General features: G+C 72.5%; 20 protein-coding genes. 6 read left to right on the forward strand and 14 right to left on the reverse strand.

The window, feature by feature from the left end; translation table 11 throughout:
- Window positions 1-217: 217 nt before the first annotated feature.
- Window positions 218-436 carry a hypothetical protein gene (locus BJF79_RS45755; protein ID WP_075906916.1) on the forward strand — a complete coding sequence of 73 codons (219 nt, stop codon included), beginning with the start codon at window positions 218-220 and terminating at the stop codon, window positions 434-436.
- Between the two features lie 57 nt (window positions 437-493).
- On the opposite strand, the gene BJF79_RS45760 is transcribed toward BJF79_RS45755, so the two are convergent.
- From BJF79_RS45760 to BJF79_RS45805, 11 genes are all read right to left on the reverse strand, one after another.
- A complete protein-coding gene (locus BJF79_RS45760; RefSeq protein WP_075906917.1) occupies window positions 494-1,354 on the reverse strand; it encodes a hypothetical protein in 861 nt (286 codons plus the stop codon).
- Between the two features lie 16 nt (window positions 1,355-1,370).
- Window positions 1,371-1,511: a hypothetical protein gene (locus BJF79_RS64660; protein WP_262403549.1), complete on the reverse strand. Its 141-nt coding sequence runs from the start codon at window positions 1,509-1,511 to the stop codon at window positions 1,371-1,373.
- A gap of 137 nt (window positions 1,512-1,648) precedes the next feature.
- A complete protein-coding gene (locus BJF79_RS45765) occupies window positions 1,649-2,671 on the reverse strand; it encodes an MCE family protein (RefSeq protein ID WP_075906918.1) in 1,023 nt (340 codons plus the stop codon).
- Window positions 2,668-3,657: an MlaD family protein gene (locus BJF79_RS45770; protein ID WP_075906919.1), complete on the reverse strand. Its 990-nt coding sequence runs from the start codon at window positions 3,655-3,657 to the stop codon at window positions 2,668-2,670. The genes BJF79_RS45765 and BJF79_RS45770 overlap by 4 nt, the downstream gene beginning before the upstream one ends.
- Entirely contained in the window at window positions 3,654-4,124 is a 471-nt protein-coding gene (locus BJF79_RS45775) for a hypothetical protein (RefSeq protein WP_075906920.1), read from the reverse strand. Before BJF79_RS45775 ends, BJF79_RS45770 begins: the two co-directional genes overlap by 4 nt.
- A 32-nt stretch (window positions 4,125-4,156) precedes the next feature.
- The gene (locus BJF79_RS45780) at window positions 4,157-4,681 is read right to left on the reverse strand and encodes an MlaD family protein (protein WP_075906921.1); all 525 of its coding nucleotides are present in this window, start codon (window positions 4,679-4,681) and stop codon (window positions 4,157-4,159) included.
- Window positions 4,681-5,721, reverse strand: coding sequence for an MlaD family protein (locus tag BJF79_RS45785; RefSeq protein ID WP_075906922.1), 1,041 nt, complete (start codon window positions 5,719-5,721; stop codon window positions 4,681-4,683). Before BJF79_RS45785 ends, BJF79_RS45780 begins: the two co-directional genes overlap by 1 nt.
- Complete coding sequence (locus tag BJF79_RS45790) at window positions 5,721-6,902, reverse strand: MCE family protein (RefSeq protein ID WP_075906923.1); 1,182 nt, start codon at window positions 6,900-6,902, stop codon at window positions 5,721-5,723. The genes BJF79_RS45785 and BJF79_RS45790 overlap by 1 nt, the downstream gene beginning before the upstream one ends.
- Window position 6,903: 1 nt before the next feature.
- Window positions 6,904-7,923 carry an MlaD family protein gene (locus BJF79_RS45795; RefSeq protein ID WP_075906924.1) on the reverse strand — a complete coding sequence of 340 codons (1,020 nt, stop codon included), beginning with the start codon at window positions 7,921-7,923 and terminating at the stop codon, window positions 6,904-6,906.
- Window positions 7,920-8,786, reverse strand: a complete 867-nt coding sequence (locus BJF79_RS45800) for an ABC transporter permease (protein WP_262403550.1) — start codon at window positions 8,784-8,786, stop codon at window positions 7,920-7,922. Before BJF79_RS45800 ends, BJF79_RS45795 begins: the two co-directional genes overlap by 4 nt.
- Window positions 8,786-9,595: an MlaE family ABC transporter permease gene (locus tag BJF79_RS45805; RefSeq protein WP_083734746.1), complete on the reverse strand. Its 810-nt coding sequence runs from the start codon at window positions 9,593-9,595 to the stop codon at window positions 8,786-8,788. The genes BJF79_RS45800 and BJF79_RS45805 overlap by 1 nt, the downstream gene beginning before the upstream one ends.
- Before the next feature lie 304 nt (window positions 9,596-9,899).
- On the opposite strand from BJF79_RS45805, the gene BJF79_RS45810 reads away from it, so the two are divergent.
- Complete coding sequence (locus BJF79_RS45810; protein ID WP_075906925.1) at window positions 9,900-10,700, forward strand: SAM-dependent methyltransferase; 801 nt, start codon at window positions 9,900-9,902, stop codon at window positions 10,698-10,700.
- Here the strand turns inward: BJF79_RS45810 and BJF79_RS45815 are convergent.
- Window positions 10,697-11,794, reverse strand: a complete 1,098-nt coding sequence (locus BJF79_RS45815) for a sensor histidine kinase (RefSeq protein ID WP_075906926.1) — start codon at window positions 11,792-11,794, stop codon at window positions 10,697-10,699. The genes BJF79_RS45810 and BJF79_RS45815 overlap by 4 nt on opposite strands.
- Window positions 11,791-12,453: a response regulator transcription factor gene (locus BJF79_RS45820; RefSeq protein ID WP_075906927.1), complete on the reverse strand. Its 663-nt coding sequence runs from the start codon at window positions 12,451-12,453 to the stop codon at window positions 11,791-11,793. Before BJF79_RS45820 ends, BJF79_RS45815 begins: the two co-directional genes overlap by 4 nt.
- Before the next feature lie 130 nt (window positions 12,454-12,583).
- On the opposite strand from BJF79_RS45820, the gene BJF79_RS45825 reads away from it, so the two are divergent.
- The 4 genes from BJF79_RS45825 (at window position 12,584) to tsaA (ending at window position 16,145) form a co-directional block, all read left to right on the forward strand.
- A complete protein-coding gene (locus BJF79_RS45825) occupies window positions 12,584-13,525 on the forward strand; it encodes an ABC transporter ATP-binding protein (protein ID WP_075906928.1) in 942 nt (313 codons plus the stop codon).
- Window positions 13,522-14,991, forward strand: coding sequence for an ABC transporter permease subunit (locus tag BJF79_RS45830; RefSeq protein WP_075906929.1), 1,470 nt, complete (start codon window positions 13,522-13,524; stop codon window positions 14,989-14,991). The genes BJF79_RS45825 and BJF79_RS45830 overlap by 4 nt, the downstream gene beginning before the upstream one ends.
- Before the next feature lie 83 nt (window positions 14,992-15,074).
- Window positions 15,075-15,626: an ABC transporter permease gene (locus BJF79_RS45835; RefSeq protein WP_262403551.1), complete on the forward strand. Its 552-nt coding sequence runs from the start codon at window positions 15,075-15,077 to the stop codon at window positions 15,624-15,626.
- Window positions 15,627-15,740: 114 nt separating this feature from the next.
- A complete protein-coding gene (gene tsaA, locus BJF79_RS45840) occupies window positions 15,741-16,145 on the forward strand; it encodes a tRNA (N6-threonylcarbamoyladenosine(37)-N6)-methyltransferase TrmO (RefSeq protein WP_075906931.1) in 405 nt (134 codons plus the stop codon).
- Between the two features lie 128 nt (window positions 16,146-16,273).
- Here the strand turns inward: tsaA and BJF79_RS45845 are convergent, their stop codons facing one another.
- Window positions 16,274-16,933: a hypothetical protein gene (locus BJF79_RS45845; RefSeq protein ID WP_143220951.1), complete on the reverse strand. Its 660-nt coding sequence runs from the start codon at window positions 16,931-16,933 to the stop codon at window positions 16,274-16,276.

The following is a 16,933-nucleotide window of genomic DNA, read 5'->3' on the forward strand; positions in this document are numbered from 1 at the left end:
GCCGCCCTCACCGTCGCCATGACCGCCACCCCCGCGCTGGCCTGGCCGGCCGGCACCTTCACCGCCACCCTCGACGGCACCATGGTCATCGACGCGGGCATCCCCGCCTCGTGCACCGAGTCCGTGCTCTCCGGCACCGTCACCGCGGACGGCCAGCTCTCGGTCACCGACGCTCCGTCGGCGGCTGCGGCGTCACCGTCACGCCGGAGGACCTGCCGTGGGAAGCAGCCTCAGCAACGGCGTCGCGACCTTCAGCGGCTTCTCGATGAGCGCGATCGGCTGCACCTTCGGCGGCAACCTGACCGGGTCCTACTCCGGCGGCGAGACCTTCCCGGTCACCGCCACGTTCACCGAGCAGACCGTCCAGAAGACGAGCGGCTTCCTCTGCCCGTCCTCCGCCACCGTCACCGCCTCGTACACCTTCTCCCAGCCCTGATCCACCGCACCGTAGGCCCCGGCGGGCGCCCGCCGGGGCCACGGCCCGTCCGCGCGGTCACTCGTCGGGCGACGCCCCCGGCGTGGGCACGGCCGCCCCGCCGCCGTCGCCCTGCTGCTTCCCGTCGGGGTCGGTCATGGTCTCCTGCGCGGCGCCGATCGAGGTCACCTCGGTCACGCGCCACTGCCCGTCCTTGAGCGTCAGCCGCATGTCCAGGTGCGAGCCCAGCACCCGCCGGGTGCCCGCCGAGCTGCGCACCTCCGAGTCCATCACCACGATCGCCCGCGCGGTCGACTCGTCGACGTCCCCGAGGTAGACGGCCCGCACGGTCGCGGACGCGTCCGCCTTGAGCTTGGTGATGACGCCTTCGAGCCCGCCCGTGAACGCGACGTCGTAGGTCTTGGCGAAGTCCTCCGACGCGAGCGACAGCACCCGGTTCCGGGCGTCCTGCAGATGCTCGTGGTCGTAGCTGAGCAGCGCCTGCCCGAACTCGCCCGCCTGCTCCTTCACCGCGCTCCGCGCCGCTTCCTCCTGCGCGGCCTGATCCGCCCGGTACCACTGCAACCCGGCCGTCACGACCGCCGCGACCAGGACCACGGCGACCGCCGCACGAACGAGCAACCCCCGCCGCCGCGCGCGCCCCTCGGCGTCGGCCGTCGCGGCTTTCTCGCTCTTCGCGAGCTTCTCGGAGTCCGCGAGCTCTTCGCCCTCCCCGGGCGCGTCCGCCTCGGCGGACGTCTCGGCCTTCGCCGACTTCGCGTCCTCCGCAGGCGCCTCGCCCGTCTCGTCCTTCGCGGACGTCTCGGGCTCGGGCTCGGTGTCCGGCTTCTCGACGTCCTCGGTCTTCGCGGTCTTCACGGCCTCGGGGTCGGCTTCGGTCCGGTCGTCCGCCTCGGCGGTCTCGACGTCGGCTGGCATCGGTTCCTCCTTCCGGTCATTTCTGCTTGCGGAACCGCATGGTCCACACGGTGCGGGCGGCGGCGGCCAGCAGGACGAGCGCGGCCAGCGCCGGTGGCCACAGGGGGAGCCCGCCGTCGGACGCCTCGTCGCCGGCGTTCACCGGACGCGACGACATCGCGGGGTCCGCGCCGGGCGTCGGCTGCGTCCCGGGCCCGGACGGCGCCGCGCGTCCGCCACCGTCGCCCCCGCCCCCGTCTGCGTCCGCGTCCTCGTCCTTGTCCTTGGACGAGGCGTTCTGTGCGGCGCACAGGGTCAGTTCGGCGGCCTTCGGACGGGGGCGCGGGTCGCGTACTCGGTGGCGGCGTCGCTTCCGGCGACGGTGACGACCGGGGTGACGCGCAGGTACGGGCCCGTGGCGTCGCGGGCGGTGATGTCGGTGACGAGGGCCTTCAGGGTCGGGACCATCTCCAGGACGTGCCGGATCTTCGCCGAGTTCGCCGACGTCATGAGGGGTTCGGACGGCATGGCGGCGGCGGTCAGCAGGCACCCGAGGCCGGGCCGCGACCTCTGCAGGAGGTCGTTGATCTCCGCGAGGGCGCCGGGGCCGTCGTCGAGGACGGTCTCCAGGTGCTCGCGGTTCTGCCGGATCGTCGCGGTGACGGCCGCGAGGTCGTTCGCGCCGGACGCGAGCGACCGCCGGTGGTTCGTGAGGGTGGAGGTGAGCCGGGTGAGTTCGACGGCGAGGGCGTCGAGGGTTCCGGCGTCGGCCGCGAGGGTCTTGGTGAGCTGGTGCGAGTCGCCGATGATCGAGTTGATGGAGCCGCCGCGGCCCTCCAGGCCGGTGGCCGCCTCGTGCACGAGGGTCTGCGCGTCGCGGGGGTCGACGGCCCGCAGCGTCTCGTTGAGCCCGCGGAAGAGCTGCTGGTAGTCGACGGTCGCCTCGGTGCGGCTCACCGGGATCCGGTCGCCCTCCGCCAGCGATTCGTCCCCCGGACGGGACGGCGGCGTCAGCTCGATGTACGGCTCCCCGATCGCGGACTTGCGCAGGACGCGCGCGCCCGCGCCCGCCGGGACGTCCGTCCCGCGGTCTAGGTCGAGCCGGACGTCGACGTGGCCGTCGCGGAGTTCGACGCCGCCGACCGTCCCGACGTGGACGCCGAGGTGCGTGACCTCCTGGTCGGGGCGCAGGCCCGGGGACGTCTGGAACTGGACGGTCACGTGGTACGGCCGTTCGAGCGCGTCGATCGTGATGATGCTGCTGACGGCCCAGACGGCGAGGACGACGCCGAGCACGGCGAAGAACACGAGGTTGATGACGATCCGGGGCTGTTTCACGGGCGGGGTCCCATCAGGTTCCACGGCTGCCGCTGCTCGGTCCGGGCGGTGGTGCCGGGCTGCGGGAGGAACCCCTTGAGCCACAGGAACAGGAGCGCCTGGCCGCTGTGCGAGACGGACGGCCCGTTCAGGAACTTCACCACGGCGTTGGCGAGCGCCTTCAGGTCCTCGCCGCCCCGGACGGCGGCGGCGAGCAGGCCGTCGGCCCGCTTGAGCAGCGCGGCGAGGCGCGCGGCGTGCCGCGACTGCACGTTGGCGTTGACCGATTCGCCGAGCTTCGTCAGTTCCTGGACGGCCTTCTTCACCTGCGCCCGGTCGTTCTGCAGGCGTTCGGTGGCGAGCTGAATATTGCCGGGGAGGTCGTCGATGGTCTCGCTGCCCGCGCGGAGCGAGTGCCCGAGCTCGGCGAGGTCGTCCATGGCGCGTCCGAGTTCGGTACTGGCGGCGGCGTAGGAGTCCGACACCTCGGCGGCCCGCTTGATGAGGGTGTTGAGCCGTTCGCCCCGGCCGCCGAGGGCGGCCGCCGACTCGCGGCTGATCGTGGAGATCTCCTGGCCGCCGAGCGCGGCGAGGAGCGGGCCGAGCCGCGCGCTGATCTGTTCGAGGTCCGGCTGGACGGACGTCTTGCCGATCGCCGCGCCGGACGCGAGGTACGGCCCGGCGCTCAGCTCGCCGGGCGGCTGCAGCTTCACGTAGTTCTCGCCGAGCAGGGACGTCTTGGCGATCGCCGCCGTGGTGCCGACGGGCACCCGGACCTCGTCCTTGAGGGACATCGTGACCTCGGCCTGGTGCCCGGACAGCTCGATCCCGACGACGGTGCCGACGCGGATGTCGGAGATCTGCACGCTGTGGCCGACGACGAGGCTCTGCACGTCGTCGAACTTCGCGGTCAGCCGCATGTCGCCGGTGGGGGCGCCGATCGTCTGCAGGGTGCAGCCGCTCGCGCCCAGCAGCAGGGCGACCGCCAGCACGACTCGGGTGATCATCGCGGCCCCTCCGTGCAGTTCCCGAGCGCGGGCTGCCCCTCCAAGCACGGGACGGTCCCCCAGCCCATCGCGTCGAACAGCGGCTGGAGCCACGCGCGGACGCTGCCCTGGACGACGACGCGGATCGTCGCGACGTGGTTCTTCTTGTCCCAGCCTTCGACGGCGACGTCGGCGAACGTGCCGAGCGCGTCGATGGCCTGGTTGAGCGAGCCCGCGTTGGCCTTCAGCGACAGCACGATGTTCGACAGGTCGGAGACGGTGCTGGGCAGCGTCTCCTTGTAGGCGGTGACGAGGACGCGGCTCTCCCGGATCGCGGCGGCGAGCCCCTGGATGAACTGCGTGAGCCGCGCGCGTTCCACGGTGAGGTCGTGGCTGACCGTGCCGAACGAGTCGATGAGCTCGCCGAGGCGCTTGTCGCGCTCGTTGAGTTCGGCGGCGAGGGTGCGGAGCCCGCCCGCGAGGGACACGATCCGCTCGTCCTGCGCGGCGAGGTTCTCGGTCAGGTCGGCGGTGCCGCGCAGCGCGTCGTTGATGTCGCCGCCGCGTCCGCGCAGGTCGTGGGCGCGCGGCCGACGGCGTCCCCGAGCTGCTTCGGGTCGATGGACTTGTTGAGCCGGGCGAACGCGGCGAGCGCGTCGTCGATCTCGACGGGCAGCTTCGTGCGTTCCTGCGGGATCACCATGCCGGACGGCGCCTTGGGCGCGCCCGGCTGCCACGGCGGGGACAGGACGACGAAGCGTTCGCCGAGCGCGTTCGCGGACGCGATCGCGGCGCGGGCGTCGCGGCGGACCGGGACCGCCTCGTCGATCTCCAGCTCGACCTTGACCCTGTTCTCCTCGGTCGTGATGCCGACGACGCTCCCGGCGTCCGCGCCCATGATCCGCACGCGGGACTGCTCGTACAGGGAGGTCGTCTTGGCGAAGTACACGGTGAGCCGGTAGGTGCCGTCGCCGGGGGCGAGGGCGCAGCCGCCGGTGGCGCCCGTCAGGACGAGCGCGGCGGCGGCCGCGACGAGACGTCTCATCACCGTCCTCCGTTCGCGGGCGTCTCGGGCAGTCGCCCGACCAGGTCGCCCAGGTCCTTCGGGGACAGGGGGCCGAGGCCGGTGGCGACGACGTCGAGCCAGGGGCCGCGCCCGCCGACCCCGGACAGTCCGCTGAGGGTCGGGCCCGCCCAGGCGAGCAGCTCGTTGAAGTCGCCGGTGCGGGGGCGCAGGGTGCCGAGCGTCTTCTGCAGGTCGGCCATGACGGTTTCGAGTTTCTTCTGCTGCTGGTCGATCAGTTTCGTGAGGGACGAGACCGTGCGTCCGCCGCTGCCGAGGAACGTCGCCAGTTCGGTCTTGCGCCGCTGGAGTTCGTCCAGCATGAGCCGCACGTTGCTGAGCAGTGCGGACAGCTGCTTCTCCTTCGTGCGGGCGAGTTCGAGGACGCGGTCGCCGTTGGTGAGGAGCTTCTCGATCTGCAGTTCGGACTCGTTGACGGTCCGGGCCAGGTCGGCGAGGTTGGTGAGGGTCCGGCTGAGCCGGCCCCGGTCGTCCGAGCTCACCCCGTTCAGTTCCGTGAGGATCCGGTCGATGGACTTCGTGTCGAGCCGGGTGATGGTCTCGGTCGACTTGTTCAGCACGTCGTTGATGGTGGCGGGCGTCCCGGTCCGGTCGAGGGGGACGCGGCGCCGCTCGTCCGACAGGTCCGCCAGGTGCGGCGTGGTGACCGGGCCGGACAGCCGCAGGTAGCGGCCGCCGAGGACGCTCGCGACCTCGACGTCCGCGCGGGTCGCGGGCCCGAGGTCGACCTCCGCGTCGACCTCGAAGGTGACGAGCACGCGTCCCTTCTCCCAGTTCGGTTCGACGGCGGTGACCTCGCCCGCGCGGATCCCGGCGACCCGCACCTCGTCCCCGGACTTCAGCCCGCCGGTCTCGGCGAACACCCCGGTGACGGTGTAGCGGTTGAGGAGCAGGCCCTCGGTGCCGATCAGGTAGACGGCGGCGACCAGTGCGAGCAGGGTGCACGACGACACCAGGCCGACGGTGATCCGGTTGCGGTCGCGCAGCGAGCCGAGCGGCATCAGGCGCCTCCCACCAGCAGGTTCCGCAGCGCACCCGCGGAGTCGATGCGGACGCGGCCGCCGGTCGACGCCGCGGGCTGCGTCCCGCCCTTCGTCCCGCCGCTCGTCCCGCTCGTCCCGGACGCGCCGGTCTCGCGGGCGCCCGGCAGCCGGGTCGGGTACGGGCAGGGCGGCACGGCGAGGGACAGGCAGGGGATGGCGGCCTCGATGTAGGTGCCGTTGTCGGTGGCGGCGAAGATGTGCTGCAGCTTCGGCGTCGCCGTGCCGAGCACCTCCGCGAGCGTCCCGACGTTGCGCCGGACGCCGCCGGTCAGCTGGGACAGCCGCGTCACGACGGCGGCGAGTTCGGCGCTGTTGCCCGCGAGCACCTGGTCGGAGGTGCGCGCCATCGCCGCGAGTTCCACGATGGCGTCGTCGACGAGCCGCCGGTTGTCGGCGAACGCGCCGCTCAGCTCCACCAGCCCGTCGACCGCCTTGCCGATCTGCTCGTCGCGGCGCGCGATGATCTCGGTGATGGTGGCGTAGTCGTCGAGCATCTGCTTGAGCGTGGCGCGGCGCGCCGCGATCGTCGACGACAGCTGGTCGACGTTCACGATCAGCCGGTCGATCTCGCCCGCGTTGCCGTTGAGCGCCTGCGCCAGCGACACCAGGACGGTGTTGACCTGCTGCGGGTCGATGCTCTCGGTCAGCGGGGCGAGCTGGTCGATGAGGGCGCCCGCGTCGACGACCGACCGGGTGCGGGTGATGTGCGCGCCCGGACGCATCGGCTCGGGGCTCGTCCCGGGGATGAGGTAGACGACGCGGCTGCCCATCGCGTCGCGCCAGCGGATCGCGGCCTCGCTGTCGGACGGCACGGTCACCGACTCGTTCACGTGCATCCGCACCTTCGCGCGGCCGTCGACGATCTTCAGTTCCTCGACGCGTCCCACCGGGGCGCCCGCGATCTTGACCTCGTCGCCGACGGCGAGCCCGCTGGCGTCGTCGAACGTGGCCGACACCGTCCAGCCGTCGGCGAAGCTCAGCCGGGCGATCTGCGCGCCGATGAACGCGGTGAGCAGCCCGGTCACGGTCACGAACGCGGCGAGCCGGACGACCAGCCCGATGCGGGCCCGCGAACGCTTCGGCGCGCCCGTCTTCGCGGCGCGGCCCTTCGGCCTGCGGATTCTCGGGATGCGGGCCATGTCAGCGGCCTCCCTGCGGGCAGATCCCGACGATCAGCCGGCACGGGTCGGTCGGCAGGAGGCCCTGGGTGCGGATGTAGTTCTTGCCCTCGGGACCCGCCAGCGAGGTCAGGTCCCCATAGAGCGGGAGGATCTGGTTGCCGGTGCGGACACCGTCCCCGACCAGCCCGAGCTGGGCGTAGATGACGGCGGCGGTGCGCTCGGCGGAGCGGAACGACTCGCGGAGCTGCCCGCCGCGCTTGCCGAACCCGTGCGAGACGAACCCGGACAGGTCGGAGATCTCGTCGGCGAACTCGCCGAGCCGTCCGGTGCCGCCCGCGGCCGTGTCCTCGATCAGGGTGTTGGCGTCGCCGCCGATCGCGACGAGGTCGTCGCCGGTGCCCGACGCGGCGAGCGTCCCGGTCAGCCCGGCGGCGTCGGTGAGGAACCTGCGCGCCTCGACGCGGCGGCGGTGCGCCACGTTCACCAGCACCGCCGCCTGGTCGATCGTCTCGCCGAGCCGCACGCCCCGCCCGTTCAGGCCCTGCGACACGGTGTGGACGATCGTGGCGACCTCGGTCGGGTCGATCGCGCTCAGCGTCGCGTCGGCCTGCGCGAGCAGGTTCGACAGGTCCTGCGGGTCGGACGTCCGCTCGATCGTCGCACCGGACGCCAGGAACGGGCCGTCGTGCTCGCCGTTCCCGGGGGTCAGCTCGACGAACTTCGGGCCGAACGCCGAGGCGGGCTCGACCGACGCCGACACGGTCGTCGGCACGCGGACCCCCGGGTCCAGGCGGAGCGTCAGCCGCGCCCGTCCGGCGCCGGTCAGCTCCATCGACTCGACGGACCCGATCGTCACGCCGCGGACCTTGACGGGCGCGCCGTCGCCGAGGCCCTGCCCGGCCTGCCCGAACACCGCGACCAGCCGGGTGCCCTCGGCCTGGTACGGCTTGGTCACCAGGACGTAGACGCCGAGTGCGGTCAGCGCGATCGTCAGCAGCGAGATGAGCAGCGCCCGGGGAAGTGGAATGTCATGGTTCATCCGGTCAACCTCACGGTCGCTCCGTTGCCCCAGAAGACGTAGGAGAGCAGCAGGTTCAGCGTGACGATCGTGATGATCGACAGCCGGATCGCGCGTCCGGACGCCCGCCCGACCCCGGCCGGGCCGCCGCTCGCGTAGTAGCCGTAGTAGCAGTGGATCGTGATCACCGCGAAGGCGAACACCCCCACCTTGATCGCGCTGTAGACCAGGTCGATCGTCGGCAGGTACAGCGTGAAGTAGTAGTCGTAGACGCCCGGCGCCAGGTCGAAGAACTGGGTGCTGATCAGCCGGGTGGAGAAGAAGCTCGCGAACAGGGCGATCAGGTAGAGCGGGACGAGCGCGATCAGCGCGGCCATCACGCGGGTGCAGACCAGGTACGCGAACGAGCCGATGCCCATCACTTCGAGCGCGTCGATCTCCTCGGAGATCCGCATCGCGCCCAGCTCGGCGGTGAACGCCGACCCGCACTGCGCCGCCAGCGCCGTCGCGGCGATCACCGGGGTGATCTCGCGGACGTTCGCGAACGACCCGACCAGCCCCATGAACGACTCCGCGCCGATCGACTCCAGGCCGGTGTAGCCCTGCAGCCCGACCTCGGTGCCGACGAAGAACGCCATCGTGAAGATCACGAAGATCATGCCGCCGCCGACGACCGTCGCGCCCGCGCCCACGACGATGTCGCTGACGTGCCGGGCGACCGTCTTGGCGTACTTGCGGCGCAGGATCAGGTCGCGGACCGAGTACAGCAGCACCCGGTAGATGAACACCGGCCACTGCGCCAGGTCGCCGCTGCGCCGCAGCACCGCGGACCCGGCCGCCGTCAACCGCTCGGACTGCCGCATGGACAGCAGGGGCGCGGCCATCAGTGGGTGGGCGGGAACGCGACGAAGTACACCGTCGAGATCACGTAGTTGAGGGCGAACACGAGCATGAAGGCGACCACGATCGCCCGGTTGACGGCGCGTCCCACCCCGACGGGGCTGGCCGCGCAGTTCATTCCCATGTAGCAGGCGACGGCCGCGGCGATGAGGCCGAACATCCACGACTTCAGCAGCGTGACGAGCAGGTCGGACGTCTGCAGCAGCGACACCGCCCCCGCGAAGTACGCGCCGGGGGTGACGTCCTGGAGGAGCACGTTGAACACGAACCCCCCGGCCGCCCCGGACACGATCACCAGCGAGGCCAGCAGCATCGACACCATGCTCGACGCCCACAGCCTCGGGGTGACGAGCCGGTGCACGGGGTTCACCGCCATCGATTCCATCGCCGAGAGCTCGTCCCGGATCCGGCGGGCACCCATGTCGGCGGTCATCGCCGAACCGCCCGCGCCGGCGATGATCAGTGCGGCCGCGATCGGCGCCACCTCCCGGACCAGGCCGACGATGACCGCACCGCCGGTCGAGGACTGCGCGCCGAGCTGCGAGGCGAGCTGGCCGACCTGCAGCGCGACCGTGGCGCCGAGCGGCAGCGACACCAGCATCACCGGGATGCTCGTGACCCGCGCGAGGAACCACGACTGCTCGGCGAACTCCCAGCCCCAGGTGCGCACGTCCCAGGTGCGCCGCAGCCCTTCGAGCGCGATGACGAACAGTTCGCCGACCTCGCCGAGGAACCCCCGGACTCGTCCGGCGATCCCCGTCCGGAGTCGTGCCGTGAGACCTGCCGTGACCATGACCGTCACCTCCTCCGCACGTCTCGCCGTCCCGCCGATTCTGTGGAGCAGGCGCCACCTTAGCGACTTACTGGCGCGCCGCCAATAAGTAGCCGCTTATTAATGGCGACCGTTACGGATCACCCCGCGTCGCCGGACGCGCACGGACCGCGTCCGGCACGGGCCCGCCGCGTCCGCGCGCGCCCGACGGCGACGAGACGTCCGCCTCGGCGCGGTGCGCGTGATCGCCGAAACGAGCCCGATTCGGGGCACGGGCGGATTACGATGCCGGAGAGATGATCACCTCCAACTGAATGAGGCACATATGGCCGAGGTGCCCCCGGACATTCCCACCGATGTCCCGACCGCCGCCCGCGTGTACGACGTGATGCTGAACGGCAAGGACAACTTCGCCGTCGACCGGACGGTCGCCGAGGCCAGCCTGGCGATCATGCCGGAACTGCGGGACATCGCCCTCCATAACCGGGCGATGCTGCATCGGGTGGTGCGGTATCTCGCGGCCGACGAGGGCATCACGCAGTTCCTCGACCTGGGGTCGGGGCTGCCGACGGCGCGCAACACCCACGAGGTGGTCCACGAGGTCGACCCGTCCGCGCGCGTCGTCTACGTGGACGTCGACCCGATCGTCCTGGCGCACGGCCGCGCCATCCTGGCCGACAACCCGAACACGACGGTCGTGACGGCGGACATCCGCGACCCGCGGGCCCTGCTCGAACACCCGGAGATCCGCGACCTCATCGATTTCTCCCGGCCGCTGTGCGTGATGCTCTGCGGAATCCTGCATCACCTCGCCGACGACGAGGGCCCCGGAAAGATCGTGGAAACGCTGCGCGAAGCCGTCCCGAGCGGTTCGTATTTCTTCATCACGAACTTCACCCGCCTCGGCGACGCCCCCGAATCGGTGGCACTGGAGAAGCAGCTTCTCGAACAACTCGGAACGGGACGGGTGCGAACCCCCGCGGAACTCGCGGCGTTCTTCGACGGCCTGGAGATCCTCTCGCCGGGCCTCGTGCCGCTGCCGCTGTGGCGTCCGGACGAGCCGGTGGTCGACGCGAGCACGGTGGACGTGCGGTTCATGACCGGCGGCGTGGGCCGCAAGCCCTAACGCGCGGGCGGGCCCGCCGCGAACCGCACGACGACCGACAGCCCGCCCTCGGGACGGGCGCGGACGTCGAGGGCGGCGCGGTGGGCCCGGGCGACGGCGCCGACGATCGCGAGGCCGAGCCCGTGGCCGTCCCGCCGGCCGTCCCGATCGGGCGCGAGCCGCTGGAACGGCTGGAAGAGCCGCTCGATCTGGTCGCCCGGCACGACCGGCCCGCTGTTGACGACCGTCAGGGTCACGTGTGCGCCGGACGTCCGGGCGGCGACCCGCACGTGCCCGCCCGCGCCGTTGTGGCGGACCGCGTTGTCGACGAGGTTCGCGACGAGGCTCTCGACCAGCCCCGGATCTCCGGCCAGCACCGCCCGCGCCGTCTCCCCCGCCAGGTCGACGCCCCGCTCCGCCGCCTGGTCGCGGCGCGCGGCGAGCACCCCTTCGACGACTTCGCCCAGGTCGAAGGTCTCCATGCGCGAGACGCCGCGCTCGCCGGTGGCCAGCACGAGCAGCGCCCGGACGAGCCGTTCCTGGTGCCCGCCGAGGGCGAGCGCCTCCTCGCACGCCGCCCGCAGGTCGTCGGCGTCCGCGTCGGGATCGGCGAGGGCCACTTCGAGGAGGGTCCGCAACCCGGCGAGGGGCGTCCGCAGCTCGTGCGAGGCGTTGGCGACGAAGTGGCGCTGCGCGTCGAACGACGCTTGCAGGCGCGCGAACAGGTCGTCCAGGGTCCGTCCCAACTCGGTCAGCTCGTCCGCGGGCTCGCCGAGGTCGAGCCGCCGGTGCAGGTCCCCGGCGGAGATGTCCCGGGCCGCGGCGGTGATGGCGCGCAGCGGGCGCAGGAACCGTCCGGCGACGAACCAGCCGAGGGCCAGGGCGACGGGGATCAGCACGACCAAAGCCACGGCCGATCCGGCGAGGAGCCGGGTCAGGCCGATCCCGGGCCCTTCCCCGGTGGTCACGGGCGACGGCGGCCCTCCCACGGGCGTGCCCGCGTCGACGCTGGTCAGCGGGACGAGCACCAGGACGAGCACGAAGATCCCGGCGGCGTAGACGCCCGCCGCGTAGCCGAGCGCGAGCCGCGTCCGCAACGACCGTCCGGCGGTCATGCCGGTCCGATGCGGTAGCCGCCCTCGCGGACGGTCTCGATCACGGGCGGGTCGCCCAGCTTCGCCCGCAACCGGTGGACCGTGTGCTTGACCGCGCTGCTGAACGGGTCGGCGGCCTCGTCCCACACGCGTTCGAGCAGCTCCTCGGCCGAGATGACCAGGCCGGGCGCGGCGAGCAGGCATTCGAGCAGCGCGAACTCCTTCGGGCTCAGCTCCAGCCGCCGCCCGGCCCGGGACGCGGCACGGCGCGCCGGATCGAGGGCGATGTCCCCGCACGCCAGCGTGGGCGGCAGCGGCGGGACGGCACGCCGCGCCAGCGCCCGGACGCGCGCGACCAGCTCGGCGAACGCGAACGGCTTCGGCAGGTAGTCGTCCGCGCCGAGGCCGAGCCCGTCGACCCGGTCCGCGACCGTGTCGGAGGCGGTGAGCATCAGCACGCGCGTCTCGCACCGGCCGCGCGCGAGCCGCCGGCAGATCTCGTCCCCGTGGACGCCCGGCAGGTCGCGGTCGAGGACCACCACGTCGTAGCGGGTCACGGCCAGGCGTTCGAGGGCGGCCGTCCCGTCCAGGACGACGTCGACGGCCATCCCCTCGCGGCGCAGCCCGGTGCCGACGGAGCGGGCGAGGACCTCGAAGTCCTCGACGACGAGGACCCTCACCGCCGTCCACCGCCGCTCGTCCGGCCATCGCGTCGAGGTGCCATGCGTCGACGATCGCAGATCCCGGGTTCCAACCGGGTCGCGGCCGCCGCGACCCGGCCGGGACCGGCGGCCGCGTACAACCCTCGGCATGAGATCCGATCCGAACCCCGAACCGGGGATCGCCGTCGCCGGGCTGCGCAAGCGCTACGGGACGACGCTCGCCCTCGACGGCATGTCCTTCGCCGTCCGTCCGGGCCTGGTGACCGGCTTCGCGGGGCCGAACGGCGCAGGGAAATCGACGACGATGCGAGTGATCCTCGGCCTTTCCTCCGCCGACGAGGGCACCGCGCTGATCGGCGGACGGCCGTACCGCGACCTCCGGCACCCGCTCGTCCACGTCGGCTCGCTCCTCGACGCCGCCGCACCGCACCCCGGCCGCAGCGCCCGCGACCACCTGCGGTGGCTCGCGCATTCGCAGGGCCTCGCCGCACCCCGGGCGGACCGGGTGATCGAGCTGGTCGGCCTGACCCCGGTGGCCCGGCGCCGGACGGGCGGCTACTCGCTCGGGATGCGCCAACGCCTCGGGATCGCCGCCGCCCTCCTGGGCGACCCGCCCACGATCATGCTCGACGAGCCGTTCAACGGCATGGACCCCGACGGCATCGTCTGGATGCGCGGCCTCCTGCGCGCGCTGGCCGCGCAGGGCCGTGCCGTCCTGGTCTCCAGCCACCTGATGAGCGAGATGCAGGACACCGCCGACCGGCTCGTCGTCGCGGGACGCGGCCGGGCCATCGCCGACGACACCGTGACCGACCTGATCGCGGCCGCCTCCACGAACCGGGTCGCCGTCCGGACCCCGGCCGGGACGCACGCGGCGGCGGTTCTGACGCGCGCGGGCGCCACCGTCGCGGCCGCCACCCGCGACACCCTCGCCGTCTCCGGCCTGCCCGCCGACCGGATCGCGGCGCTGCTCGGCGCGGACGCCGTGCCGTTCTCCGAAGTGTCCGCGCACCGCGCCACCCTTGAGGACGTCTACCTCGACCTCACCCGCGACGCCACCGAGTTCCGCGCCGCCGAGGCGTCCCGGTGACGCGCCCCGCCTTCGTCCGGTCGCTGCACGCGGAGTGGACCAAGTTCCGCACCGTCCCCACCTGGCCGATCGGCATGGCGGCCGCCGCGCTCCTCCTCGTGCTGTTCGCCCTGCTCGCCGGATTGAGCAGCGTCCAGAAGGACGTACCGCCCGTGCCGATCGGGCCCGGCGGCGAGCCGGTCACCGACAGCTTCTACTTCGTGCACCGTCCCCTGACCGGGAACGGCAGCATCACCGTCTCCGTCCCCCGCCTCGAAAGCAGGATCCCCGAAACCCCCGACGACCTGCGGCCCGGCGTCGTGCCGTGGGCGAAGGCCGGGCTCATCGTCAAGGCGGGCACCCGCCCGGGATCGCGCTACGCGGCGATCATGACCACCGGCGGCCACGGCGTGCGGATGCAGCACGGCTACGTCAACGACGCGGGCCTCCCCGGCACGTCCGCCCACCGGCTGCGGCTCGTCCGCTCGGGCGACACGATCACCGGCTACGCCTCCCCCGACGGAACCCGCTGGACCGAAGTCGGCACCGCACGCCTGCGCGGGCTCGGACCGACCGTCCAAGCCGGGCTGTTCGTCGCGTCCCCGCCCGCAGTGGACGGCCTGGGCACGCGCGGCACCGTGTCCACGGCCACGTTCGAGAACCTCCGCACCACCCAGGCCACCGGACAGTGGACCGGCGACCAAATAGGAGCCGAATCCCCCACTTTCGCCGGATATCCGCCGCGCACGTCCGGCTCGTTCACGGAAACCGGCGGCCGGTTCACCGTGACGGGCGCCGGGGACATCGCGCCCGCCGTCCGCGAGACCCTCCCGACCGGCGGCACCGTCCGGGAGATCCTCACCGGGACGTTCGCCGCACTGATCGCGGTGATCGTCGTGGGGGCGCTGTTCGTCACCACGGAGTACGACGGCGGCCTGATCCACGTCACCCTCGCCGCCACCCCGAAGCGAGGCCGATCCCTAGCGGCCAAGGCGACCGTGCTGGGAAGCGCCGCGTTCGTCGCCGGGCTCGCGGGCACGCTCGTCGCGGCCCCGCTCGGCGAACGGCTCGCCGACGCCAACGGTGTCTACATCTTCCCGGTGGAGCCCCCGACCGAACTACGAGTGGCGATCGGAACCGCGGCCCTGCTCGCGACCGCGTCGATCCTCGCGCTCGCCGTCGGCACGATCGTCCGGAACGGCGCCGTCGCGGTCACCGCCGTCACCGTGTCGATCGTGCTGCCGTACATCCTGATGGCCGTCCCGTTCCTGCCCGCGAGCGTGTCGAACGGCCTCGCACGTGTGACGCCGGGCGCGGCCTTCGCCGTCCAGCAGACACTCGTCCCGTACGACCAGGTCGCGAGCCTCTACAAGCCGTCGAACGGCTACTACCCGCTGTCCCCGTGGGCCGGCTTCGCCGTCCTGGCCGCGTACACGATCGTCGCCCTGGCCGTGGCCCTCGCCGTCCTCCACCGGAGGGACGCGTGAGGCGGGCCGTGCACGCGGAGTGGACGAAGCTACGAACCGTCCGAGGCCCCGTCTGGCTGCTCCTCGGAACCGTCGCAGCAACAGTGGGAGCGGCATCGGTCACGACCGCCCCGACCCTCGTGGGCGTCTACCTAGGCCAAGCCCCGATCGCGATCCTGGGTGTCCTAGTCATCACCGGCGAATACACCACGGGCATGATCGGCACGACCTTCACGGCGGTGCCGCACCGCGCCACCGTCCTCGCGGCCAAGGCGATCGTCCTCGCCACCGCCGTCGCCGCCGCCGTCCTCGGATCGCTCCTGGCCGGACGACTCGTCCTCGGCCACCGAGCCCCGACCGGCGAAGCGGCCGCCGGAACGATCCTCTACCTGATACTGATCGCCCTCCTGAGTCTCGGCACCGCGACCGCCGTCCGGGACTCCGCGACCGCCATCGGCGCCGTCCTCGCCCTGCTCTACGTCCTTCCGATCGTCTCCCGAACCATCGCCGACCCCCGCTGGCAACGCGTGCTGCAGAAGATCACGCCAATGCCCCCAGACCCCGCCGACCCGTGGACGCCCCTAGCCGCAACCGCCACCTGGACGACCGCAGCCCTCCTGACCGCCACCGTCCTCCTCCACACCCGCGACGCCTGACTCCTGGCGCGCGCTCGGCGCCATGTCTCGACCAGCCAGGCCCGCACAGGTCAGGATGGCCATCGGGACGGAGCCGCCCAGCACGGACCCTTGCCAAGGAAGGATCCAGGACTCTTGACCGAATACACACTGCGCCCGGTCGGGCGCGTTGAGTCGACACTGACCGATCGGGCGGCGGCGCCCCGGCAGCCCGACGAGGGGGCACCGGACGCCTGGCTCGTCTTCGAGGACCGATACGCCCCCGCCCTTGACGGCCTGACCCCGGGCAGCGATGTACTGCTGCTCACCTGGCTCGACCGCTCCGACCGCGACACCCTCACCGTCCACCCGCGTGGCGACGCCGCCCGACCGCTCACCGGCGTGTTCGCCACCCGCTCGCCAGACCGCCCCAACCCGATCGGCCTGCACGTCGTCCACATCCTCGCCGTCACCGGTACGCGCGTTCACGTCCGCAACCTCGAAGCCCTGGACGCGACCCCGATCCTCGACGTCAAGCCGCTCCTCACCCCGGACCGCTGACTGCTCATGACAGTCGAGCAGGTGAACTCGCCGGTACGCCGAAGAAGCCCGCTTCACGCCTCCGGCGGGCCCACCGCCGTGAAGTGCGGCGCCAACCGCCTCGAACGCCATCGAGCGGTCGCCGTCCGCTACTTGGTCAACCGGTGGTCGGCCCACCGGCCCGCAGCCGCAGCGTGCTCCAACGCCCAGGGAGCACGGTTGGTCTCGGTGTTCGCCCGCCACCTCTCGGCGAACGCGCACGCATACGCGTCGAGGTGCGCCGGGTCGGTGCCCGCCCAGGATGGGAAGCGGGCCGCCCAGCCCTCGGCCTGCGCGGGCCCGTGCCCAGCCTTGAGTGTCTCCCCCGCCGGTGGATCGCCCCAGCGGCGATCGACGCGCCGACGATCGAGCAGGTCCGGGCACGGCATCGCCTGGAGTCCGTCGATGACCTCCGCCAGCGTCTCCAGGTCGGACGAACCGGGCCGGTAGTCGGCGTGCCGCGCCCGAACGTGCTCGAACCCGAGGACGAGCCAGCCCCCCGCCTCCACGGTCCAGTGGAGACGGGGAGCGTGCTCGGCGACATGGCGATTGATCGCCGCTTCCCAACGCAGCGACTTGACCTCGGAGCCGTCCCGTCCCGGCTCCTTCCGCGCGGCCTTGACGAACACGCGCCCGTCCACCGTGTGAAGCGTGGACGCGATGTTCGCGTGGTTACCGGCGGGCGCGGCTTCGACGCGTCGAACCGCCCCCGTCCGTGCCTCGATGGCATCGCGAACTTCGCTGGGCAGGTCGTCCCAGTCGCTGCGCAC

Origin of the sequence: Actinomadura sp. CNU-125 (assembly GCF_001942465.1) — a bacterium.
GTDB lineage: Bacteria > Actinomycetota > Actinomycetes > Streptosporangiales > Streptosporangiaceae > Spirillospora.